Raw genomic sequence first — 21,229 nt, forward strand, 5'->3', positions numbered from 1 at the left:
CTTAGAGGAAGGGGGCTGCATGCGGGTTGGGCTTTATCCGGGGACTTTCGATCCGGTCACCAACGGTCATCTCGACATCATCGGTCGGGCCGTGAAGCTGGTCGACAAGCTGGTGATCGGCGTGGCGGTGAACATCGGCAAGGGGCCGCTGTTCTCGCTGGATGAGCGGGTCGCCATTCTTGAGAAGGAAACGGCCCACCTGACCAAGATCGCCCAGATCGAGGTTCGGCCGTTCGAGAGCCTGCTGATGCACTTCGCTCGCGACGTGCATGCTCAGATGATCGTGCGCGGCCTGCGGGCCGTGGCCGACTTCGAATACGAATTCCAGATGACGGCGATGAACCAGCAGCTGGATCGCGAGATCGAGACGGTCTTCCTGATGGCCGATCCGCGCCACCAGGCGATCGCCTCGCGCCTGGTCAAGGAGATCGCGGCTCTGGGCGGCGATATCACCAAGTTCGTGCCGGCAGGCGTCGCCGAGCAACTGCTGGCCAAGGTTGGCAGGGCCTGATCGAAGATTTTTCGACCGGGCGGCGTCGGAACGCCGCCCGGTCGTTCGTTCTTCGGGACAGCGACAGCCCGGAGGCCGCTTCATGAGCCCGACCATCACCGCCTTCAAGCAATCGCCCGATCGCGGCCGCGGTTTGGCGCGGGACATGGCCGTCCGCTGGGCGCTGGAGGAAGTGGGTCAGCCCTACGACGTTCGCCTGGTCGCCTTCTCCGAAATGAAGGCCCCCGCGCACTTGGCGTTGCAGCCGTTCGGCCAGATCCCGACCTATGAGCACGGCGACCTGGTTCTGTTCGAGTCCGGCGCCATCGTTTTCCACATCGCCGAGCGCCATGCCGGCTTGCTGCCGGACGACGCCAACGCTCGGGCGCGAGCGCTGACCTGGATGTTCGCGGCCGTCAGCACCGTTCAGCCGCCGATCGTGGAATTCGGCATGGCCACGATCCTGGAGCGTGACAAGCCCTGGTTCGCGGCGCGTCAACCGATGCTGGAGCAGTCGGTCCGCGCGCGGTTGGATCAACTGGCCGAGCGCCTGGGCGACGCGGACTGGCTGGACGGCGACTTCAGCGCCGGCGACCTGATGATGGTCGTGGTGTTGCGTCGGCTGGGTTCCTCCGGGATCTTGGGAGACTATCCGAGCCTCTCGGCCTATGTCGCGCGCGCCGAGGCTCGCCCGGCTTTCCGACGCGCCTTCGACGATCAACTGGCGGTCTTCAAGGCCGCATCGGAAGCGTAGCCGTCGCCCCGTTCCAGCCGGAATCGTGCGGTTGAAAGGTCGTCGCACTTGTCGGGGCGACCGTGGCGTTCTACGCCGACGCCCGACTATTCTGTTCGGGGATTTCCATGAAGCTCGCCATGACCGCCGCCGCCCTGGCGCTTGTCGCTACGACGGCCACGGCTCAGACCGCCTCTCCTGCGGGCTCGGACTGGCGCACGCCTGATCCGAACAACGTCATTGTCGTCGAGACCAACAAGGGCCGGATCATCGCCGAACTGGATCCTGTCGCCGCGCCCAACCATGTCGAGCGCGTGCGCGGCCTGGTGAAGAGCGGGTTCTATGACGGCCTGACCTTCTTCCGGGTCATCGGCGACTTCATGGCTCAGACCGGCGACCCGAAGAACACCGGCGAGGGCGGTTCGGACCTGCCCAACCTGACGGCCGAGTTCACCTTCCGCCGTGGCATGGACCTGCCGCTGAGCGCGGGCTTCAAGGTCGGCAGCAGCGAGCTCGGCTGGATCGGCGCAATGCCGATGACCAGTCAGAACTCGGCCTTGGCCGTAATGACCGCGGATCGCAAGGTGGCCAGCTGGGGCAATTTCTGCTCGGGCGTGCTGGGCATGGCCCGCGCCGGCGATCCCAACAGCGCCAACAGCCAGTTCTTCTTCATGCGCCAGCCCAATGCCTCGCTGGACAAGACCTACACCGCCTTCGGTCGCGTGCTGTCGGGTCTGGACGTCGTGCGCAACATCAAAACCGGCGAGCCCGTGCCCGATCCGCAGGACAAGATGATCAGCGTGAAGATGCTGGCCGATCTGCCAGCCGACAAGCGTCCCTCGATCCAGGTGATGGATACCCGCGGCGCCGCCTTCAAGGCTCTGGTGACCAAACGCCAGGCCGAGATGGGCCCCAGCTTCACCAATTGCGACGTCGACGTCCCCGTGCAAATTAAGTGACATGATCTTCTCGCGCGCGCTCCTGGCCGGGCTCTGCCTGGCGGTCATCACCGGTCCTGCCCTCGCGGCGACGCCCTCGACCCCGGCCAAGCCCGCCGAGCAGGACTGGCGGACGCCGGCTCCAGACACGGTGATGGTGATCGACACCAACAAGGGGCGGGTGCTGGTCGAGCTGATCCCGGAGGTCGCGCCCAATCACGTGGCGCGGCTGCAGGACCTGACCCGCGCGGGCGTTTATGACGGCCGCACCTTTTTCCGGGTCATCGACAGGTTCATGGCCCAGACGGGCGATCCGACCAATACGGGCGAAGGCGGCTCCGACAAGCCAAACCTCAAGGCCGAGTTCACCTTCCGACGCGGCGCCGAGACGCCATTCGTGGCCATGGCCGCGCCGGCCGGCCTGGAGGTCGGCTACCTGAAATCATTGCCGGTCTTCAGTCAGGCCTGGACCTGGAGCGACATGACCGCCGACAAGAAGGTCTCGGCCTGGGGAACCTACTGCCCCGGCGTGATCGGTATGGCCCGCGACGAGGACAACAACTCGGCCAACAGCCAGTTCTTCCTGATGCGCCAGCCCTATCCATCGCTGGACAAACGCTACACCGCCTTTGGCCGCGTGATCAGCGGGCTGGACGCCGTGCGCGCCATCAAGACCGGCGAGCCCGTTCCGGCCCCGCAGGACCAGATGCAAAAGGTTCGTCTGCTGTCGGACATTCCCGAAAGCCAGCGTCCGAAGGTGCGGGTAATCGACCCGAAGGGCGCCTGGTTCGCCGCCGAAACCCAGCGCCTTCGTAAGCTGAAAGGCGCCGATTTCTCGGTCTGCGATCTCGATCTTCCGGTCGAGGTTCGCTGAGACCGAACGGTTTCGGGCCTCAACTTGGTTCACACGGGGGCGTGAACCGCGCTAGAAGCGCGTTCACAACACTTGTCACCCAAGGGAAGACCATGTCGGCCGATCTCGAAAACACCCTGATCCTGACCCTCGAGAGCGGTCCGGTCACGATCAAGCTTCGTCCCGACCTGGCTCCAGGCCACGTGGCGCGGATCAAGGAACTGGTGCGCGAAGGTTTCTATGACGGCGTCGTCTTCCACCGCGTGATCCCGGGCTTCATGGCCCAAGGCGGCGATCCGTCGGGCACCGGCCGTGGCGGTTCGGACAAGCCGGACCTGAAAGCCGAGTTCAACGACGAGCCGCACGTGCGTGGCGTGGTGTCGATGGCCCGCACCCCGAACCCGGACTCGGCCAACAGCCAGTTCTTCATCGTGTTCGACGACGCCACCTTCCTGGACAAGCAATACACCGTCTGGGGCCAGGTGACCGAGGGCATGGAACATGTCGACGCCCTGCCGAAGGGCGAGCCGCCGCGCGCGCCGGGCAAGATCATCAGCGCCAAGATCGCCGCCGACGCCTAAGCGTTCGCGCGCATTGATCTGGAAACGGCCTCGGACTTGGTCCGGGGCCGTTTCTATTTGCGGCGCAGCGTCACGACCATCGGCCGGTGGTCCGAGCCTAGCGACGGACCGCGCTCGACGCTGACCGCGTGCCACTCGCTGCCGGCATAGACGTGGTCGATCGGCAGGAAAGGGGCGGGGGCGGCCATCACGCGCGAGAACTTGCCGGCTGGCCACGAGGGCAGGGCGCGGGTCCAGCGGCGCAGGCCCAGCGCCTTGTCCTGGCGCTTGAGGGTCCACGACCAGGGCGTGGAGTTGAAATCGCCGCTCAGGATGGTGCTCTTCTGCCCGAACGGCGCCAGGGTTTGGGCCAGCTTGCGGCTCTGGGCCTGTTGAAGGCCGGCCGGCAGGGGCCAGGTATAGTGCGTGGCGACGACGGTGAAGGCGCCCTTGGGATCGGCCAGGGTCGCCCAGGCGCCGGCCAGATAGGGCTGCGGCGTCGGCATGCCGCCGCGCGCGAGCATCTTCTTGCGCGAGAAGATCCAAGTCTCGCAGCGGGTGATCTTGTCACAGGAGGCGAACGGATAGGCGTCACGCAGGCCCTTCACGATTGGCCAGGAGTCGCCGCCGCCTTCCTCGATCTGCACGACATCGGCGTCCTGCGACAGGATCCAGGCCAGGCTCTTCTCGGGCGTGCGGTTGTCGTGCCAGACGTTGAACTGAATGATCTTCAGGTCGCTGGCGGCGGGCGTCGTCGGCTTAAAGCGCCAGGCGGCCCAGTATTCCGGCAGCATCAGAACGGCGCAGGCCAGGATCGTCGTCGCGCCCAGCCCGACCATCACCCAGCGCTCGCCGCCGCGCGCGAAGACGCCGCCCAGCGCCAGCGCGCCGACGCCCATCATCAGCCACAACGGGGCGACGTGGGTGAAGGCGTCCAGCCGATCGCTCCAGGCTCCGCCCAGGCAGGCGATAGCCAGGCCCGCGCCGACCAGACCCAGCATCAAGGCCGTGCCGCGAACAAGGAGACTCAGGAGCTGGACGATCAGGCGCATGCGCCGCCCATACCATGCCTTCCGTAAAGGATGCGTCGCCTTGCGCGCCGGACGGCGGAAGAAGTCGAGGTTGCGGCTCCGCTGAGCGGGTTGTCGTGGCGCGGAGTGTCACCTGCTTGCCATCGATCGAGGACCTATGTCTTGACGTCCTTGGCCCATCGTGCGCTTGAAGCCCGCCCATGCGCCTTTCCGACTTCGATTTCGACCTACCCGAGGATCATATCGCCCTGCGCCCGGCCGAGCCGCGCGACGCCGCGCGCCTGCTGGTGGTCCGTCCGGGGGAAGAACTCGCCGACCACATTGTCCGCGAATTGCCCGACTTCCTGCGCCCGGGCGACGCCCTGGTGTTCAATGATACGCGCGTGATCCCCGCGCGCCTGTCCGGCCTGCGCGAGGGCCGCACGACCGGCGGGGCGGACGGCACGCCCGTGGCCGTCGAGGCGACCCTGCACCGCCGCGTCTCGCCCAGCCGCTGGAGCGCCTTCATGCGCCCGGGCAAGCGGCTGAAGGTCGGCGACCGTGTGGCGTTCGGTTCTCGTGAAGACCGCGCCTGCGAGGGTGATCGGCTCGACGCCACCGTCGCTGAAAAGCACGACGGCGGCGAGGTCGTACTGGCCTTCGACGTCTCCGGCCCGGACCTCGATGTCGGCATCGCCAGGCACGGCGACATGCCGCTGCCGCCCTATATCGCCGCCAAGCGGGGTGAGGACGAGCGCGATCGCGCCGACTACCAGACCGTCTACGCCCGCGAGGACGGGTCGGTGGCCGCCCCGACCGCCGGCCTGCACTTCACGCCGCAGTTGCTCGAAGCTCTGAAGGCCAAGGGTGTCTCCCTGCACTTCGTGACGCTGCACGTCGGCGCGGGAACCTTCCTGCCGGTCAAGACCGACGACGTTTCCGAGCACAAGATGCACGCCGAGTTCGGCGAGGTGACGGCCGACGTCGCCAACGCCCTGAACACCGTCCGCGCCGCTGGCGGCCGCATCGTCTGCGTCGGCACCACGTCCCTGCGCCTGCTGGAGAGCGCCACGGGGGAAGACGGGATCGTGCGGCCGTTCGCCGACGAGACGGCCATCTTCATTACGCCGGGCTATCGCTTCCGCGCCGCCGATGTGCTGATGACCAATTTCCACCTGCCCAAGTCGACCCTGTTCATGCTGGTCAGCGCCTTCGCCGGATCGGCGACCATGCGCGCGGCCTACGAACACGCCATATCGACGGGCTACCGCTTCTATTCCTACGGGGATGGCAGCCTATTGTTCAGGAACGAGACTTGAGCATGGCGTTTCCCTTCGAGATCAAAGCCACCGAAGGCAAGGCCCGCACCGGCGTCCTGAAGACCCCGCGCGGCGACATCCGCACGCCGGCCTTCATGCCCGTGGGCACTGCCGCCACCGTGAAGGCCCTCACCGTTGACCAGGTTAAGGACACCGGGGCGGACATCATCCTGGGCAATACCTACCACCTGATGCTGCGACCATCGGCCGAGCGGGTGGCGCGCCTGGGCGGGCTGCACAAGTTCATGCGCTGGGACAAGCCGATCCTGACCGACAGCGGCGGCTTCCAGGTCATGTCGCTGTCTGGGATCAGCAAGCTGACCGAGGAGGCGGTGACCTTCTCCAGCCACGTCGACGGCTCCAAGCACGTGCTGACCCCCGAACGCTCGATCGAGATCCAGGCCGATCTGCTCGGCAGCGACATCGTCATGCAGTTGGACGAGTGCGTCGCCTGGCCGGCCGAGGAGGCGAGGGCGCGCAAGGGCATGGAACTGTCCGCCCGCTGGGCCCAGCGCTCGAAGGACGCCTTCGGGACGCGCGACAGCCAGGTGCTGTTCGGCATCCAGCAGGGCTCGACGTTCGAGAATCTGCGCCGCGAGTCTTCCGATCGCCTGCGGGAGATCGGCTTCGACGGCTACGCCATCGGTGGTCTGGCGGTGGGCGAGGGGCACGAGGCGATGTGCGATGTGCTGGACTACGCGCCAGGCCTGCTGCCCGAGGATCGTCCGCGCTACCTGATGGGCGTCGGCAAGCCGATCGACCTGGTCGAGGCCGTGGCGCGCGGTGTCGACATGTTCGACTGCGTGCTACCGACCCGCTCGGGCCGTCACGGCCAGGCCTGGACCTGGGACGGCGCCATCAACCTGAAGAACGCCAAGTTCGCCGAGGATGAGACGCCGCTGGATCCGGACAGCGATTGCCCGGCCAGCCGCGACTACTCGAAGGCGTATCTGCGCCACCTGTTCAAGGCCGAGGAGATCCTGGGACAGGTGCTGCTGTCCTGGCACAACATCGCCTTCTTCCAGGCGCTGACGGCGGCGATGCGCGCGGCGATCGCCGAGGGGCGGTTCGAACAATTCCGCCGCGACTTCCGCGCCCGGCACCTGAACGAAGGCTAGTTCCTCGGTCCCTGAGGCACTGTCGGCGCCTCCTCCTTCACGATCGGGAAACGGGGCTTGCGCGGGCCGTAGGGATCGCGTGGCGGCGGCATGCCCGGGTCGACGACCACGGGGGCGGCCGGCGGCTTATGCTGCGGCGTGGCCGGCGGATTGCAGCCGCGCGCCTCGCCCAGACCCTTCAGATAGGCCCGGCGGACATTGCCAGAGGTGATGGCGCTCTGCACCAGACGGTCGTGCCGCTCGGCCCCGGTCAGCTTCCGCACCCAGCCGCGCATCGGGATCATGTCCTGGGCGGTGCTGGCGAGCGCGCCGAGCGCCGCCTGACCAGCCGCCCTGCGTCCGCGATCCATCAGATCCTCGCCGTCGACCGGTGGATTACGATCGATATCCTCGCCCAGGGCGCTGTCGAGCGGCGCGACCAGGGCGATCAGGCTCACGCAGTCGGCGCGGGCGGGGCGCTGATAGGGATCGTCCATCGCCTCCAGCAGCACGCGCGGGATCTTAGTGCGGACGATGTTCACATCGCGCAGCGGCGCGCTCATGGCGCCCGAGATGCCCTCTCGGTTCGCCTCGGAGGTCGACTTGATTCGTCCGTCGTCGACCGGCTCGACCGGGGTTTCCTGCCGTGGGGGAGCCGCGCCTAGCAGCGGCGGCGTTTCTTGTCGCTGGCGCGCGCCGGCCGTTCCAGCCAGCGCCGCGCCGCAAAAGACCGCCAAAAGCAAGGTTCCACGCATGACTCACCCTAACCCGCTCACAGCTTTGCCGTCATCCACCGGAAAAACGGCGAAACCATGCTTGCGACCGCGAAGACCCCCGACTATGGTCCGCGCCGCTTCCACCGGTCCCCGCCGGATCGTGAGCGGGCCGGTAGCTCAGTGGTAGAGCATTCGACTTTTAATCGAATGGTCGTGGGTTCGAACCCCACCCGGCCTACCAATTCAAGCTTCTGATGTTCTGGAGCTTTCGTCGCGCGCAAGGCGCGGATCCCTGACAATCTCGGCCTTTCGCTCATGCGGACCTGTGGTTCGCGCGCCAGTTTTTCTCCACGTCCATGCCCGCTTTTCTCGTTTGCCCTATTGTCGAGGTAGAGATTTAAGCGGCCTAGTTTCAACGACGTCGCGGGACCCGGATGGGGCTCTGCGCGTTCAGCCTTTGCCTAGAGCCATGTGGCGAGCCCGGACCCTGGACGACGATCAGACGATGACCGCCGAGACCGCCGCCCGCCGGCCGCCCGCGCCGCCGAGCAAGCGGACATTGTTCCGGCGACGGTCCGCCATTCCGGGCTTCGGCCTGACCATGGGCGTGACGTTGACCGTGCTGTCTCTGATCGTCCTGATTCCGTTGAGCGCCGTTGTGCTGAAGGCCGCGCAACAGTCGCCAGCCGAGTTCTGGGCCGTGGCGACGTCGCAGCGGTCATTGGCCGCCTATCGCCTGAGCTTCGGCGCGGCGTTCGTAGCGGCGGTGATCAACGGCGTGTTCGGCGTGCTGACCGCCTGGGCGCTGGTGCGCTATGACTTTCCGGGCAAGACTCTGGTCAACGCCTTGGTCGATCTGCCGTTCGCCCTGCCAACCGCCGTGGCCGGCATAGCCCTGGCGACGCTCTACGCGCCGACCGGCTGGGTCGGGCAGTTCCTGACGCCCCTGGGCATAAAGGCGGCCTACAACCCGGTGGGCGTGACCATCGCCCTGATCTTCATCGGCCTGCCGTTCGTGGTCCGAACCATAGAGCCGGTTCTGCGCGACGCCGCCGAGGACGTGGAAGAGGCCGCCGCCAGCCTGGGCGCCAACCGGATCGACACCATCCTGCGGATCGTCCTTCCGGCCTTGGCCCCCGCGTGGCTGACGGGCTTCGCCATGGCCTTCGCGCGTGGTGTCGGGGAGTACGGTTCGGTGATCTTCATCGCCGGCAACATGCCCTACAAGTCCGAGATCGCGCCGCTGCTGATCATCATCCAGTTGGAGCAGTTCGAGTACGCGCGCGCCGCCACGATCGCGGTGGTGATGCTGACGGTCTCGTTCACGATGCTCTTGGTCATCAACGCCATTCAGGCCTGGGCGCGGAGGTTCGACTGATGGCGGCCGCTTCCCACCGTCGCGCCACCGAGGATCCGCTCTGGGCCAAGGTCCTGGTGATCGGGACGGTCATGGCCTTCCTGGCCCTCGTTCTGATCCTGCCGCTGGCCGCCGTGTTCGCCGAGGCCCTGCGTAAGGGTCTCGACGCGGCGCTGCTCGCGATCAACAACGCCGACGCCCTGGCGGCCGTGAAGCTGACCCTGATCACCGCGGCGATCGCCGTGCCGTTCAACGCCGCCTTCGGCCTGTGCGCGAGCTGGGCGATCGCCAAGCACGACTTCAAGGGCAAGCCGCTGCTGATCACGCTGATCGACCTGCCGTTCTCGGTGTCGCCAGTGGTGGCGGGTCTTATCTACGTGCTGATCTTCGGTCTGCAGGGCTGGTTTGGCGACTATCTTGTCGACAACGACATCAAGATCATCTTCGCCGTGCCCGGCATCGTGCTGGCGACCGTCTTCGTCACCTTCCCCTTCGTAGCCCGCGAGCTGATCCCACTAATGCAGGAGCAGGGGACGGCGGAGGAGGAAGCCGCCGTGTCCATGGGAGCGAGCGGGTTGACGACCTTCTGGCGGGTGACCGCGCCGAACGTCCGCTGGGGGCTGATGTACGGCGTGCTGCTGTGCAACGCCCGCGCCATGGGCGAGTTTGGCGCGGTATCGGTGGTCAGTGGCCACATTCGCGGCCTCACCAACACCATGCCGCTGCACGTCGAGATCCTCTACAACGAGTACGATTTCGTCGGCGCCTTCGCCGTCGCGGCCTTGCTTTGCCTGCTGGCCGTGGTGACCCTGGTGCTGAAGACGGCGCTGGAAATCGTCCAACCCGGCGTGCGCGGGCGCGGCGGACACTGAACGGACCTAGCAGTCAAATGACCATCTCCATCCGCTCCGTCGACAAGCAGTTCGGTCGTTATCCTGCCCTGAGCAAGGTCGATCTCGAGATCGCCGACGGCGAACTTCTGGCGCTGCTGGGACCTTCGGGCTCGGGCAAGACCACGCTGCTGCGGACGATCGCCGGCCTGGAGTTCCCCGACGCCGGCCAAGTGCTGTTCGATGGCGAGGACGTGACCTTCGCTTCGGCGGCCGATCGCCGCGTGGGTTTCGTCTTCCAGCAGTACGCGCTGTTCAAGCATATGACCGTGGCCAAGAACATCGCGTTCGGCCTGGACGTGCGGAAGGGCAAGGACAAGCCGTCCAAGGCCGAGATCGCTCAACGGGTCGAGGATCTGCTGAAGCTGGTCGAGCTGGACGGCCTGGGGAAGCGCTACCCCTCGCAGCTTTCGGGTGGTCAGCGCCAGCGCGTGGCCCTGTCGCGAGCCCTCGCGGTGCAGCCTAGCGTGCTATTGCTCGACGAGCCGTTCGGCGCTCTGGACGCCACGGTCCGCAAGTCTCTGCGCAAGGAACTGCGCCGCGTCCACGACGCCACGGGCGTCACCACCATCTTCGTGACCCACGACCAGGAGGAGGCGTTGGAGCTGGCCGATCGCGTGGCCATCCTGAACAAGGGTTCGATCGAGCAGATCGGCACGCCCGATCAGGTCCACGACCAGCCCGAAACGGCCTTCGTCTGCGGCTTCGTCGGCGAGGCCAACTGCTTCGAGGGGCAGGTCGGCGGCGGTGAATTCAAGGCCGGCGCGCTGCGTCTGCCGGCCGGCGGCGTTCGCGACGGCTCGGCCACGGCCTATGTCCGGCCGCACGACTTCGTGCTGGACGATGGCGGCTTCGCGGTGAGGGTCGACCGCGCCCATGTGCAGGGCGCCCTGACCACGGTCAACGCCACCGCCGCCGATGGTCGCCCCATCGAGATCAGCGCCTCGCGCGCCGAAGCGCCCCGGTTCCAGGGCACGGTGAAGATCGCCGCCCGCAAGGCCCACGTTTACGCTGCCTAAGTTTATACCCGTTACACAGGGATCGGACGAACGGCGTTCAAGGTTGGCGCGTGGAACCGTCGTTCGCGCTAAGGTCGTCGACGACTCGACGGGAGTTCTAAGGTCGCATGGTCATGGTCGAGCCCTCGGGCGCTGAACGCCGCGCGCATCCTCGGATGCCGGCGGCGCGCAAGATCTACATCGTCGACGATCCGCGCTCGTGGAAATGCTCGCTGCTGGACGTGGCCGAGAAGGGCGCGCGACTGTCGACGGCCGGCATCGCCTCGCCGCCGGACAAGTTCATCTTCGTCGACGCCGGCGGGCGCCGGGTGCATCTGGCGCATGTCGTCTGGCGTTCGGGCGCCGAGGTGGGCGTGCAGTTTCTGCAGACCGAGCGCATGGGGCCTCGCGCGGGCGGCGCGGCCGGCGCTCTCGATATCGCCCGCCGGTTCGCGGCCAACCTGCCGCCGGAGATCCTTCAGTAGGGCGCTATTGCTGCTGTTGCTGTTGTTGGTGAAGTTCTTCCCTCAACGCCGCGTCGGGTCGGCGACGCCCGCCGGCGAAGCTCGGGCGGGCCATGCGCAGGAATTCCGGCTCGGCAAGGGCGGCCCTCGCGCGGCGGACCGTGACCCCCACGGCCAGCTGGCTCTCCGCATCCCCCTTGTAGACCCCGCGTGAGGGGGTGACGTCGGCATAGTCGCGGCCGACCGCCACGCCGACATGGCGTTCGCTGGTCATCATGTTGTTCGTCGGGTCCAGGCCCACCCAGCGCAGGCTGGGCAGGAACACCTCGACCCACGCGTGGGTGGCGTCCGGGTCGGAACGGTCGCCGGCGTCGCGATCGGTGAACAGGTAGCCGGACACGTAGCGAGCCGGTATGCCCCACTCGCGGCAGATGGCCAGCATGATATGCGCGAAGTCCTGACAGACCCCGCGCCCGGCGCTCAGGGCCAGGTCGATCGGGCTGTCGGCGTCGGTGACGCCCGGTTGGTATTCGAACGCCCTGTAGATGGTTTCGGACAGCGTGCGGACCGCTGTCAGCGGGTCCTTGCGCCTTAGGGTGTCCAGGTTGTGCTCGTAAATGAAGGTCCGCAGGGCTTCCGTGGTCCGGACAAAGCCATGGGGGCGCAGGAAGTCGAAGCACTCGCCACGCACGAACTCGCTGCGCAGGCGGTCCCACTCGCCCATGTCCAGATAGTCTGGACGCTCGCCGGTCGGCTCGGTCTCGACGGCCGAGCGGGCGACGATGGTCAGCTTGTCGTGGGGCTGGGGCACGTCGAAGTGGTAGACGGCGTTGCCGAAGCTGTCGGCGTACGAGAACACCTGGGCGGCCGGCTCCAGGTCCAGCTCGAAGCTGACCAGGCGCTGGCGGGCGGTCTTCTGAGGCTGCATCCACAGCTCCATCAGGCTTTCCCGCACGGGCTTCTCGTAATGGTACTGGGTGACGTGGCGGATTTCGAGCAGCACGGGTTCGGTCCTATGCGGGCAAGCGCGTTTCGAGCGGATAAGCCACGAAGGTCTCGTAGATCGCTTCGTGGATGCGCGCGCATTCGTTGACGACGGTGGTCAGCAGCGGTCCGGCCCCGACGGCTTCCAGCTCGTCGACATCGGCGAACTGCAGGCGGGCCTTGAGGCGGCCCGCGAGGCGCTCGGGACCCGGGCGTTCGCCGATGAAGGCGTTGCGGGCCATGGCCGACAGGTGCTGTTCGATCTGGGCGGTGGCGAAGCGGATCGAGCGCGGGAAGTCCTCGTCGAAGACCAGGAATTCGAGGATGTGTCGTGGTTCGATCTCGGCGGTGTAGACCCGCAGATAGGGCTCCAGCGCGCAGGCCATCCGAAGCACGCTGACCAGGGCCACGTGGTCGTCGACGTGGCCGTGCACGGGGCTCTCGGCGAAGCACACTTCGAGCAGGCGCGAGACCAGCTGCGCGCGCTCCATATAGATGCCCAGCATCATGAACCGCCAGCTCTCGCCGTGGCTCATGGTGGTGTCGGCTGCGCCCTTGAACAGGTGCAGGTCGGCGATGACGTCGTGCAGGAAGTTGGCCGAGCCGTCCGAGAATTCCTTGGCGGCCTTGTCGTCCGTGACCTTCAGATAGAGCAGGTTCAGGCGCTCCCAGGTCTCGGTGGTGATCTGGTCGCGGACCTGGCGGGCGTTCTCGCGCGCCCGGGCCAGGGACGAGACCACCGAATTGGTGTCGCTGCGATCCAGGACCAGGGCCTCGGCGGCCTCGAAAGAGCCGACGTCCACACCGTCGGCGGGATCGCCCACCGCGGCCATGGCGATCCGCACCGCGTGGGCGCCGGAGTCAGTCTGGTCCAGGGTCGCGTTCAACATGACGCTGGAGAGGCGCGAAAGGTGCTCGGCCCGTTCGATGTATCGACCCAGCCAGTAGAGGCTGTCAGCCACGCGCGCGAGCATCATGGGCGGGCGCTCCCATTGGCGTGGCCATTGGTCTGGCTGTTCTCCTCGGCCAGAACCCAGGTGTCCTTGGAGCCGCCGCCCTGGCTGGAATTGACCACCAGCGAGCCTCGCTTCAACGCCACGCGGGTAAGGGCGCCGGGCGTGACGATGGTCTTCTCGCCCGACAGGATGAAGGGACGCAGGTCGACGTGACGGGGCTCGATGCGGCCGTCCACCAGGCACGGCGCGGTCGACAGCTGGATGGTCGGCTGGGCGATGTAGTTGTCCGGATCGGCCTTGATCGCCTGGGCGAACTCCTCGCGCTCCTTCTGGCTGGCGTGCGGGCCGACCAGCATGCCGTAGCCGCCCGAGGCGCCCACCGCCTTGACCACGTACTTGTCGAGATTGTCGAGCACGTGACCCAGCTGGCGCGGTTCGCGGCAGAGGAAGGTCTCGATATTGGGCAGGATGGCGTCCTCGCCCAGATAGTAGCGGATGATGTCGGGAACATAGGCGTAGACGGCCTTGTCGTCGGCGACGCCGGTGCCCGGCGCGTTGCAGATCACCACATTGCCGGCGCGATAGGCGTTGAACAGACCGGCCGCGCCCAGCGAGCTGTCGCGCCGGAAGGTGAGGGGATCGATGAAGTCGTCGTCGACCCGACGATAGATCACGTCCACCCGGCGGATGCCGGTTGTGGTGCGCATATAGACCATGTTCTCGTGCACCACGAGGTCACGGCCCTCGACCAGCGGCACGCCCATCAGCCGAGCCAGATAGGCGTGCTCGTAATAGGCGCTGTTATAGACGCCGGGCGTCAGCACCACGACCTGCGGGTCGCCGCGCCAGTCCGCGGCCATGCTCTTCAGCGTGGCCAGCAGCAGGTCGGGGTAGCGCTCGACCGGCCGCACGCCAGCGGCCCGATAGGTGCCGGGGAAGGTCCGCTTGGCCGCGTCGCGATTGGCCAGCATGTACGAGACGCCGGACGGGACCCGAAGATTGTCCTCCAGCACCGCGAACTGGCCGTCCTGGCAGCGGATCAGGTCGCTGCCGCAGACATTGGCGTAGGCCTTGTGCGGCACATAGACGTGCTGCATCTCGCGGCGATACGACGGCGCGCCCAGCACGAGCTCGCGCGGAACCACGCCGTCCATCAGGATCTGCTGGTCGCCATAGATATCGGCCAGGAACAGGTTCAGCGCCTGCAGCCGCTGGGCCAGGCCCGCCTCGATCTTCGACCATTCCGCCGCCGGGATGATGCGTGGGAACAGGTCGGTCGGCATGACCCGCTCGGTGGTGTTGTCGGCTCCATAGACGGTGAAGGTGATGCCCTGGAGCAGGAACGAACGTTCCAGCGTCCGCTGACGCCCCGCCAGTTCCTCGGCGCCGAGGGTCGACATGCGGCCATGCAGCGGATCGTAGTGCGGCCGGACCTCGCCTTCGGGCGTGAACATCTCGTCGTAGGCGATCCCCGGCAGGTACGCCGCCTCCGTCATCGGCAGGGTCGGTGCGTCCACGAGGGTTTGGGTCTTCGCCGCCACGCTTTTATCCACGTTTCTCATAACCTTGGGCGCGGACCGGTGAGCCCGCGCCGTCCCCGACTCTAGAGTGTAGCGACCACCATGCGCGCCGGATTCGACGTCCGCCACGTGGATGCGCATGACTGCTTATCATTTGGGCGCCATTCGCCCGCTTTGAGAAGCGCCGCTCGGGCAAGGTTCGTTGCATTTCCTGTCGTGACAGCGGCGCCACCCCGGACTACAGCAGGGCCCGGGGGCGCTTCGCGCGGGGAACGTGATTTGGTGCTTGGGCGGACTACCCTCGCGTTGACGGCGGCGACTTGGCTTATCGCCTCGGCTGCGCTTGCCGACGAGCCGATGGCCCAGATTCAAGGTGTCGAAGACAGATACCTGCGTGACGCCATCCAGCGCGCCCTCACCCAATCCAAGACGTCCGCCCAAAGCCGGGCCGAAGCCCGTCGACGCGCCCGCCAGGCTGGCGAGGACGCCATCGCCGTCCTGAGGGCCGAGGGCTACTACGGCTACACCGTCGAGCCCGATGTCCTGGACGGCGAGCCGCCGCGCGCCGTGGTCAAGATCACGCCCGGTCCCGTGTTCCTGATCGCCGACCCGCGGATCGACTGGTCCGGTGCGCCGCCGGATGAAGGCACCCGCCAGCGCGCCGCCGCCGCCATGCGCCTGACCGAGGGCGAGCCCGGCCGTTCCGCGGATGTCGTGGGCGCCGAGGGGCGTGTCGTCGCCCAGGTGGCCAAGCTCGGCTATGCCGACGCGGCCGCCGAGCCGCGCGAGGTCATTGTCGACCACGCCGACCACACGGTCCGGCCGGCCTTCAAGATCGCGGCCGGTGAACTGGTCCATCTCGACGGCATCGAGCTTGTGACCAAGGGGCGCACCAACGCCGCCTGGGTTGGTCGCTTGGCTCCCTGGGTGTCTGGCGACGTCTACGATCCAGAGGACGTGGCCGAGCTGGAGCGTCGCCTGCGCGACACCAGCGTCTATGATTCGATCTCAGTCTCGCTGGCGGGGACGGACAAGGCCACGGCCGAGGGCTATCGCCCCGTCGTTGTCACCCTGGCGGATCGCAAGTCGCGCACCATCGAGCTGGGCGCCGGCTATTCGACCAGCGAAGGCGCGGGCATCGACGCGCGCTGGATCCGTTACAACCGGTTGAAGCGCGCCGACACCACGACCTACGCCCTAAGATTCGCCAAACTGGAGCAGCGCCTGGGGGCCGAGATCTCGTTGCCGCACTGGCGGCGGCCTCAGCAGACGCTAAAGCTGAACAGCGCCATATTCCGCAACGACACCGACGCCTACAACGAAACCGGCGCCACGGTCGGTGTGGACCTGACCAAGCGACGGCAGACGACCGCCTATCGCACCTTCGGCGTCTCGCTGGATATCTCCCAGACCAAGGAGCAGGTGAACCGAAACGGCCTGGTGGCGGGTCGCAAGCTGAATCTGGCGACCTTCGCTGGCTTGGCGGCCTATGCCTGGGACTTCTCGGACAACATTCTGGATCCCAAGCGCGGCTGGCGTCTGGAGGCCCGGGGCGAGCCGACCTACGTGGTCGGCGACACGACCGTTCCCTACCTGAAGCTGGCCACCCAGGGCTCGGCCTATATCCCGTTCGGTCGGCAGGCCAGCACCGTGATCGCCGGCCGTGTGAAGCTGGGCGCCATTGTCGGTGGCGGCGTCCAGGACGTTCCGGCTTCGCGGCGTTTCTATGCCGGCGGCGGCGGCTCGGTGCGAGGCTATTCCTACCAGGCCATCGGGCCACGCCTGACCGACAACACCCCGCAGGGCGGCATCTCGCTGGTCGAGACCTCTGTCGAGCTGCGCCAGAAGATCACCTCGAAATGGAGCGGCGTGGTCTTTATCGACACCGGCGCCATCGGCACGCACAATACGCCGCAACGCGAGGACTTCCGGGCTGGCGCTGGTCTTGGCGTCCGCTATGACCTGGGTTTTGGCCCTATTCGCGCCGACGTCGCCGTGCCCATGGGGCGCCGCAAGGGCGATCCCGCCTTCCAAGTCTATCTCAGCATCGGTCAAAGCTTTTGAGCACGGAGCGCGACAAGCCTGACCTGGCGGAGACCGTCGCCAACGCCGCCGAGGCCACCGGCGAGGCCGCCGTGAAGGTCTCTAAGAAGATCGGCTGGGGCGGCGCGGTGCTGATCGCCGCGGCGATCCTGGCCGGCATCCTGATCGTCATGGCTGGAGGCCTGCGCCTGGCCCCGATCACGCCGCAGGGCCGGATGTTCCTGGAGGCTCGCGCGTCGGGACTCAAGCTGGGCCGCATCGGCAGGCTGCATATCGAAGGCCTGTCGGGCGACATCTGGAAGAGCTTTGGCGTCAGCCGTCTGACCATCTCCGACGAGAAGGGGATCTGGCTGGAGGCGCACGACCTGCGCGTGGCCTGGCGGCCCCCCGAGCTCTTCGGCCGCCGTTTCCACGCCGAGAGCATCGATGCGCGGGATGTCATCGTCCTGCGTCGTCCGACGATGGAGCCCAAGGGGCCGAAGTCCAGCGCCGCGCCGGTGTCGGTCGATCTCGACGCCTTCCGGTTCCGGCTGATCACCCGCCCGGCCTTCAGCGGCAAGGATGGCGACTTCGACGTCGCGGGCGCCTACGAAATGGCGCGACAAGGGGGACAGAAGGGCAAGCTGGGCGTGGCCTCGCGCCTCCACGTCGGGGATCACCTGAACCTCGATTTCGACCTGGGGCGCTCCAAGAGCCTGCGCCTGGTCGCCGACGCGACCGAGGCCAATGGGGGCGCGATCGCCGGCGCGCTGGGTCTGCCGGCGGATCGAACCTTCGATCTCAAGGCCAAGGCCGATGGCACGACCAGCCGAGCGGCGTTCAACGTCACGGCGCGTTCGGGCCAGACGACGCCGCTTGAGGCTAAGGGCGCCTGGACAGAGCAGGGCGGTTCGGCGGGAGGCCGCATCGATCTCACGGCCTCGACCCTGACCAAACGTCTGGCCCAGATGTTCGGGCCGGAAGCCAACTTCACGATCGATGGCAGGAAGACGGCCCAGGACGGCCTGTCGGACCTGAACCTGGCGATCATCGCTCAAAACCTGACCCTGCGTGGCCATGGCCTGGCGGACCTCGCCAAGAAGCGGACCGGTCCGGACGGCGTCGCCTTCAGTGCCCAGGTCGGCGCCCTGAAGCGGATCGTCACCATCCCGCAGATGGGGCGCGGTCTGGCCGACGGCGTCTTCCGGCTTGAGGAGGGCGGCTTCTCGGTCGAGGGCGATGTCGACGTCGCCGACCTGGAACTGCTGGGCTACCATCTCAAGCGCGCCAAGGGGCCAGCCAAGGTGCGCTGGGCCAAGGGCGAGCTGGAGATCAAGGCTGCGGCGACCTCGTCGGGCGGCGGCGGCGCGGGCATTCTGGCCCTGCTCGGCCCCAGCCCCAAGGCGACGTTCGAGGGCGCGCGGATCAAGGGTGGCCGCTTCCTGATCAAATCGGCCCGCATCGATGCTCCGAACCTCATCGTCACCGGCAAGGGCGAACGCGGCCCGCTGGGCGGCCTGTCGTTTGATGGCGACATGAAGGTGGCCAGCATGGGCCCAGTGCGGCCGGGCGCGAAGGGTTCGGTCACCGCCAAATGGACGGCCAACAGCTTCGCCAACCGGCCCTGGAGCTTCACGGTCGACGGTCGCGCGGCGGGTTTCGCCACTGGCTATCCCGAGATCGACCGCCTGCTGGGCGCAACGCCCCGCCTGAACGGCAAGGCCAGCTGGAACGACGGCGTCCTGGCCGTCGCGGACGCCAAGCTGGAGGGGACCAACGCCAGCTTGCAGTCCTCCGGAAAGATGACGGTCGCCAAGGCCCTGGAACTCGACTTCAAGCTGGATTGGACCGCGACGGGTCCGTTCCGCGCCGGTCCGGTCGAGGTCGCCGGCAAGGCGGCGGGGGACGGCCACGTCGGCGGCACACTGGCCGCCCCGAAGGCCGAGCTGAACGCCGACTTCGACCGCATTGACCTGCCCATGTTGCCCCTGACCAAGGCGCATCTGACCCTGACCTTCGCGCGTGGCCCCAACGCCACCGATGGTGTCGCGGCGCTGCAAGCCGACAGTGGCTATGGTCCGGCTCGCGGCCGCACGGCCTTCCGCTTCTCGCCGGGCGGCATCGAGCTCAGCGAACTGGACGTCGACGCCGGGGGCGCCAAGGCCAAGGGGGCGATGAGCCTGCGTGACGGCCTGCCGGCCACGGCCGACCTGACCGTCGCCATTGGCCCGGGCGCCTTCCTGCCTCAGGGCCAGGTCAGGGGCGCGGCCAAGCTGGTCGACGCGCCCGGCGGCGGCGGCGCCAGCGCGACCCTGGACCTGACCGCCGAGGACGTCGCGACCGGAGCCTGGAAGGTCCGTTCGGCGCGCATCAAGGCAGACGGCCCGCTGGCGCGCCTGCCGCTGTCGATCGATGCGCGCGGCGAGGCTCCCGGTGGCCGCTGGCGCATCGGCGGCACGGGGGACCTGGCGCAGAACGGCAAGATCTACGACCTCAGCCTCGACGCCGCCGGCCGCATGGGCCGCACCGAGGTCAAGACCCGCGAGACGGCCAAGGTGCGTTTCGGCGACGGCCCGACCCAGGCCCGTTTGCGCTTGGCCATCGACAAGGGACGCGCCGATATCGACGCCGACCTGGGCGGCGCCACGGCGATGCTGAAGGCGGAACTGGCCGGCGTGGCGATCACCGCCTTCAACCCCGATCTCGACGGCGACATCGACGGCTCCTTCAATCTGCGCGGCCAGGGCGAGACCCTGGGCGGCGACTTCACCATGCGGCTGTCGAACGCCCGCGAGCGCGGCGCGAAGATCGAACAGTCGCTCAACGCCAAGGTCCATGGCGACCTGACCGACAGCCACCTGACCATTGTCGCCGACGGCGACAACAGCCAGGGCCTGAAGGCCGACGCCAACCTCGTCCTGCCGGTCGAGGCCTCGGCCCGGCCGCTGCGTCTGGTGATCGACAAGAAGCGCGGCGTGCAGGGGCAATTCTCGGCAAAGGGCGAGATCAAGCCGCTGTGGAACCTGCTGATGGGCGCCGACCGCTCGCTGTCGGGGCGCATCAATCTGCAGGGCAGCATCGGCGGCACGCTCGCCGATCCGCGCCTGCTGGGCTCGGCGACCCTGGACAATGGCGGCTTCGAGGACGGCCAGACTGGCCTGCGCCTGCGCAACGTCGTCCTTCGAACGGCTCTGGCCGACAACGCCATCGACGTCAGTCAGGCCATCGGCGAGGACGGGCAGGGCGGTACGATCTCCGGTCAGGGGCGGATCAGCCTGGCGCGCGACGGCGTCGGCAACTTCAAGCTGGACATGAAGAGCTTCCGCCTGATCGACAACGATCTGGCCTCGGCGGTCGCCAGCGGGCAGGCCGCGGTGAACCGCTCGGCCGACGGCAAGATCAAGCTGACGGGCGCGGTGACCCTCGATCGCGCCGATGTCTCGGCCCAGAGCAAGACGCCGGTCGGCGTCGTGGCCATGGACGTCATCGAGCGCAACCGCCCGCAGGACCTGGACCAGGGCCTGCAGCGCCGCCCGACCACCGGCGGCATGATCCTGGACCTGGACCTGAAAGCGCCGCGCCGGGTGTTCGTGCGCGGTCGCGGCCTGGATGTCGAGTTGTCGCTGGACGCCCACGTCGGCGGCACGTCCCTGGCCCCGCAACTCTCGGGCGTGGCGCGCATGGTGCGGGGCGAGTACGACTTCGCCGGCAAGCGGTTCGAATTCGACGACGACGGCGTGGTCTATCTGTCCAGCCAGTTGGACCGCATCCGCCTGGACCTGTCGGCGACCCGCGAGGATACGTCCCTGACGGCGGTGGTTCGCATTCAGGGCACGGCGGCCAAGCCCGAGATCACCCTGACCTCCAAGCCCGAGCTCCCCAGCGACGAGGTGCTCAGCCAGGTGCTGTTCGGCGCCTCGGCCGCGCAGCTGTCACCGATCGAGGCCGCACAGCTGGCGTCCGCGCTCGCCTCGCTGGCGGGCGGCGGCGGCTTCGACGTGATCGGCAACCTGCGCAGCTTCGCGCGCCTCGATCGACTGGCGTTCGCCGAGAGCGCCACGGGCATGACGGTGTCGGGCGGCAAGTACGTGACCGACGATGTCTATGTCGAGATCATCGGCGGCGGCCGGGAGGGACCCGCCGCTCAGGTCGAATGGCGTATCCGCCGGACGCTGTCGCTGGTTTCGCGCATTGGCGGCCAAAACGACGCCAAGCTTTCCGTTCGCTGGCGAAAGGACTACTAAGCAAGCAAGGCTGTTGCGCGGGTGACCGGTTTCCTCTGTCGAGGTGACAACGTTTTACCCGCGGCCCTTGGTTATCGT

18 protein-coding genes and 1 tRNA gene are annotated in these 21,229 nt (G+C 67.5%); 14 read left to right on the forward strand and 5 right to left on the reverse strand.

What is annotated here, in order from left to right; translation table 11 throughout:
• The first annotated feature begins 19 nt into the window (after window positions 1-19).
• The 5 genes from coaD to EIK80_RS13255 all read left to right on the forward strand — a co-directional run bounded on the left by coaD (window position 20) and on the right by EIK80_RS13255 (window position 3,595).
• Window positions 20-511, forward strand: coding sequence for a pantetheine-phosphate adenylyltransferase (coaD, locus tag EIK80_RS13235; RefSeq protein WP_125157476.1), 492 nt, complete (start codon window positions 20-22; stop codon window positions 509-511).
• An 82-nt stretch (window positions 512-593) separates the two neighbouring features.
• The gene (locus tag EIK80_RS13240; protein WP_125157477.1) at window positions 594-1,244 is read left to right on the forward strand and encodes a glutathione S-transferase family protein; all 651 of its coding nucleotides are present in this window, start codon (window positions 594-596) and stop codon (window positions 1,242-1,244) included.
• Between the two features lie 107 nt (window positions 1,245-1,351).
• Complete coding sequence (locus EIK80_RS13245; protein WP_125157478.1) at window positions 1,352-2,182, forward strand: peptidylprolyl isomerase; 831 nt, start codon at window positions 1,352-1,354, stop codon at window positions 2,180-2,182.
• A 1-nt stretch (window position 2,183) separates the two neighbouring features.
• Window positions 2,184-3,035: a peptidylprolyl isomerase gene (locus tag EIK80_RS13250; RefSeq protein ID WP_125157479.1), complete on the forward strand. Its 852-nt coding sequence runs from the start codon at window positions 2,184-2,186 to the stop codon at window positions 3,033-3,035.
• Window positions 3,036-3,127: 92 nt separating this feature from the next.
• A complete protein-coding gene (locus EIK80_RS13255; RefSeq protein ID WP_125157480.1) occupies window positions 3,128-3,595 on the forward strand; it encodes a peptidylprolyl isomerase in 468 nt (155 codons plus the stop codon).
• 53 nt (window positions 3,596-3,648) lie between these two features.
• Here EIK80_RS13255 and EIK80_RS13260 read toward each other — a convergent pair whose 3' ends face one another.
• A complete protein-coding gene (locus EIK80_RS13260) occupies window positions 3,649-4,626 on the reverse strand; it encodes an endonuclease/exonuclease/phosphatase family protein (protein ID WP_125157481.1) in 978 nt (325 codons plus the stop codon).
• Window positions 4,627-4,805: 179 nt separating this feature from the next.
• Between EIK80_RS13260 and queA the strand changes: the two genes are divergently transcribed.
• Both queA and tgt read left to right on the forward strand, forming a co-directional pair.
• Window positions 4,806-5,903, forward strand: a complete 1,098-nt coding sequence (gene queA / locus EIK80_RS13265; protein WP_125157482.1) for a tRNA preQ1(34) S-adenosylmethionine ribosyltransferase-isomerase QueA — start codon at window positions 4,806-4,808, stop codon at window positions 5,901-5,903.
• A gap of 2 nt (window positions 5,904-5,905) precedes the next feature.
• Complete coding sequence (tgt, locus tag EIK80_RS13270; RefSeq protein WP_125157483.1) at window positions 5,906-7,021, forward strand: tRNA guanosine(34) transglycosylase Tgt; 1,116 nt, start codon at window positions 5,906-5,908, stop codon at window positions 7,019-7,021.
• Here tgt and EIK80_RS13275 read toward each other — a convergent pair.
• Window positions 7,018-7,755 carry a hypothetical protein gene (locus EIK80_RS13275; RefSeq protein WP_125157484.1) on the reverse strand — a complete coding sequence of 246 codons (738 nt, stop codon included), beginning with the start codon at window positions 7,753-7,755 and terminating at the stop codon, window positions 7,018-7,020. The two genes, tgt and EIK80_RS13275, sit on opposite strands and share 4 nt — an antisense overlap.
• Before the next feature lie 127 nt (window positions 7,756-7,882).
• Here EIK80_RS13275 and EIK80_RS13280 point away from each other — a divergent pair.
• The 5 genes from EIK80_RS13280 (at window position 7,883) to EIK80_RS13300 (ending at window position 11,446) form a co-directional block, all read left to right on the forward strand.
• A tRNA-Lys gene (locus tag EIK80_RS13280) sits at window positions 7,883-7,957 on the forward strand.
• A 264-nt stretch (window positions 7,958-8,221) separates the two neighbouring features.
• Entirely contained in the window at window positions 8,222-9,094 is an 873-nt protein-coding gene (gene cysT, locus EIK80_RS13285; protein ID WP_125157901.1) for a sulfate ABC transporter permease subunit CysT, read from the forward strand.
• Window positions 9,094-9,945 (forward strand): sulfate ABC transporter permease subunit CysW, encoded by an 852-nt coding sequence (gene cysW / locus EIK80_RS13290; protein WP_125157485.1) that lies wholly within the window; start codon window positions 9,094-9,096, stop codon window positions 9,943-9,945. Before cysT ends, cysW begins: the two co-directional genes overlap by 1 nt.
• Before the next feature lie 17 nt (window positions 9,946-9,962).
• Window positions 9,963-10,982 (forward strand): sulfate/molybdate ABC transporter ATP-binding protein, encoded by a 1,020-nt coding sequence (locus EIK80_RS13295; protein ID WP_125157486.1) that lies wholly within the window; start codon window positions 9,963-9,965, stop codon window positions 10,980-10,982.
• Window positions 10,983-11,089: 107 nt separating this feature from the next.
• Complete coding sequence (locus tag EIK80_RS13300; RefSeq protein ID WP_125157487.1) at window positions 11,090-11,446, forward strand: PilZ domain-containing protein; 357 nt, start codon at window positions 11,090-11,092, stop codon at window positions 11,444-11,446.
• A 4-nt stretch (window positions 11,447-11,450) separates the two neighbouring features.
• On the opposite strand, the gene EIK80_RS13305 is transcribed toward EIK80_RS13300, so the two are convergent.
• The 3 genes from EIK80_RS13305 to EIK80_RS13315 are packed head-to-tail and all read right to left on the reverse strand — an operon-like array spanning window position 11,451 to window position 14,906.
• Window positions 11,451-12,428 (reverse strand): transglutaminase family protein, encoded by a 978-nt coding sequence (locus tag EIK80_RS13305; RefSeq protein WP_125157488.1) that lies wholly within the window; start codon window positions 12,426-12,428, stop codon window positions 11,451-11,453.
• A 10-nt stretch (window positions 12,429-12,438) separates the two neighbouring features.
• A complete protein-coding gene (locus EIK80_RS13310; protein WP_125157489.1) occupies window positions 12,439-13,386 on the reverse strand; it encodes an alpha-E domain-containing protein in 948 nt (315 codons plus the stop codon).
• The gene (locus tag EIK80_RS13315; protein ID WP_125157490.1) at window positions 13,383-14,906 is read right to left on the reverse strand and encodes a circularly permuted type 2 ATP-grasp protein; all 1,524 of its coding nucleotides are present in this window, start codon (window positions 14,904-14,906) and stop codon (window positions 13,383-13,385) included. Before EIK80_RS13315 ends, EIK80_RS13310 begins: the two co-directional genes overlap by 4 nt.
• A 258-nt stretch (window positions 14,907-15,164) precedes the next feature.
• On the opposite strand from EIK80_RS13315, the gene EIK80_RS13320 reads away from it, so the two are divergent.
• Window positions 15,165-16,949, forward strand: coding sequence for an autotransporter assembly complex family protein (locus EIK80_RS13320; protein WP_125157491.1), 1,785 nt, complete (start codon window positions 15,165-15,167; stop codon window positions 16,947-16,949).
• Between the two features lie 71 nt (window positions 16,950-17,020).
• Window positions 17,021-21,151: a translocation/assembly module TamB domain-containing protein gene (locus EIK80_RS13325; RefSeq protein WP_199743499.1), complete on the forward strand. Its 4,131-nt coding sequence runs from the start codon at window positions 17,021-17,023 to the stop codon at window positions 21,149-21,151.
• Window positions 21,152-21,229 lie beyond the last annotated feature (78 nt).

It is taken from the genome of Caulobacter sp. 602-1, from assembly GCF_003931565.1.
In the GTDB taxonomy this organism is placed as follows: domain Bacteria; phylum Pseudomonadota; class Alphaproteobacteria; order Caulobacterales; family Caulobacteraceae; genus Caulobacter.

What these genes read in the sequence shown, in the direction of transcription:
- coaD (WP_125157476.1), top strand. Translation starts at nt 20, where the DNA reads ATGCGGGTTGGGCTTTATCCGGGGACTTTCGATCCGGTCACCAACGGT.
- EIK80_RS13240 (WP_125157477.1), top strand. Translation starts at nt 594, where the DNA reads ATGAGCCCGACCATCACCGCCTTCAAGCAATCGCCCGATCGCGGCCGC.
- EIK80_RS13245 (WP_125157478.1), top strand. Translation starts at nt 1,352, where the DNA reads ATGAAGCTCGCCATGACCGCCGCCGCCCTGGCGCTTGTCGCTACGACG.
- EIK80_RS13250 (WP_125157479.1), top strand. Translation starts at nt 2,184, where the DNA reads ATGATCTTCTCGCGCGCGCTCCTGGCCGGGCTCTGCCTGGCGGTCATC.
- EIK80_RS13255 (WP_125157480.1), top strand. Translation starts at nt 3,128, where the DNA reads ATGTCGGCCGATCTCGAAAACACCCTGATCCTGACCCTCGAGAGCGGT.
- EIK80_RS13260 (WP_125157481.1), bottom strand. Translation starts at nt 4,626, where the DNA reads ATGCGCCTGATCGTCCAGCTCCTGAGTCTCCTTGTTCGCGGCACGGCC.
- queA (WP_125157482.1), top strand. Translation starts at nt 4,806, where the DNA reads ATGCGCCTTTCCGACTTCGATTTCGACCTACCCGAGGATCATATCGCC.
- tgt (WP_125157483.1), top strand. Translation starts at nt 5,906, where the DNA reads ATGGCGTTTCCCTTCGAGATCAAAGCCACCGAAGGCAAGGCCCGCACC.
- EIK80_RS13275 (WP_125157484.1), bottom strand. Translation starts at nt 7,755, where the DNA reads ATGCGTGGAACCTTGCTTTTGGCGGTCTTTTGCGGCGCGGCGCTGGCT.
- cysT (WP_125157901.1), top strand. Translation starts at nt 8,222, where the DNA reads ATGACCGCCGAGACCGCCGCCCGCCGGCCGCCCGCGCCGCCGAGCAAG.
- cysW (WP_125157485.1), top strand. Translation starts at nt 9,094, where the DNA reads ATGGCGGCCGCTTCCCACCGTCGCGCCACCGAGGATCCGCTCTGGGCC.
- EIK80_RS13295 (WP_125157486.1), top strand. Translation starts at nt 9,963, where the DNA reads ATGACCATCTCCATCCGCTCCGTCGACAAGCAGTTCGGTCGTTATCCT.
- EIK80_RS13300 (WP_125157487.1), top strand. Translation starts at nt 11,090, where the DNA reads ATGGTCATGGTCGAGCCCTCGGGCGCTGAACGCCGCGCGCATCCTCGG.
- EIK80_RS13310 (WP_125157489.1), bottom strand. Translation starts at nt 13,386, where the DNA reads ATGATGCTCGCGCGCGTGGCTGACAGCCTCTACTGGCTGGGTCGATAC.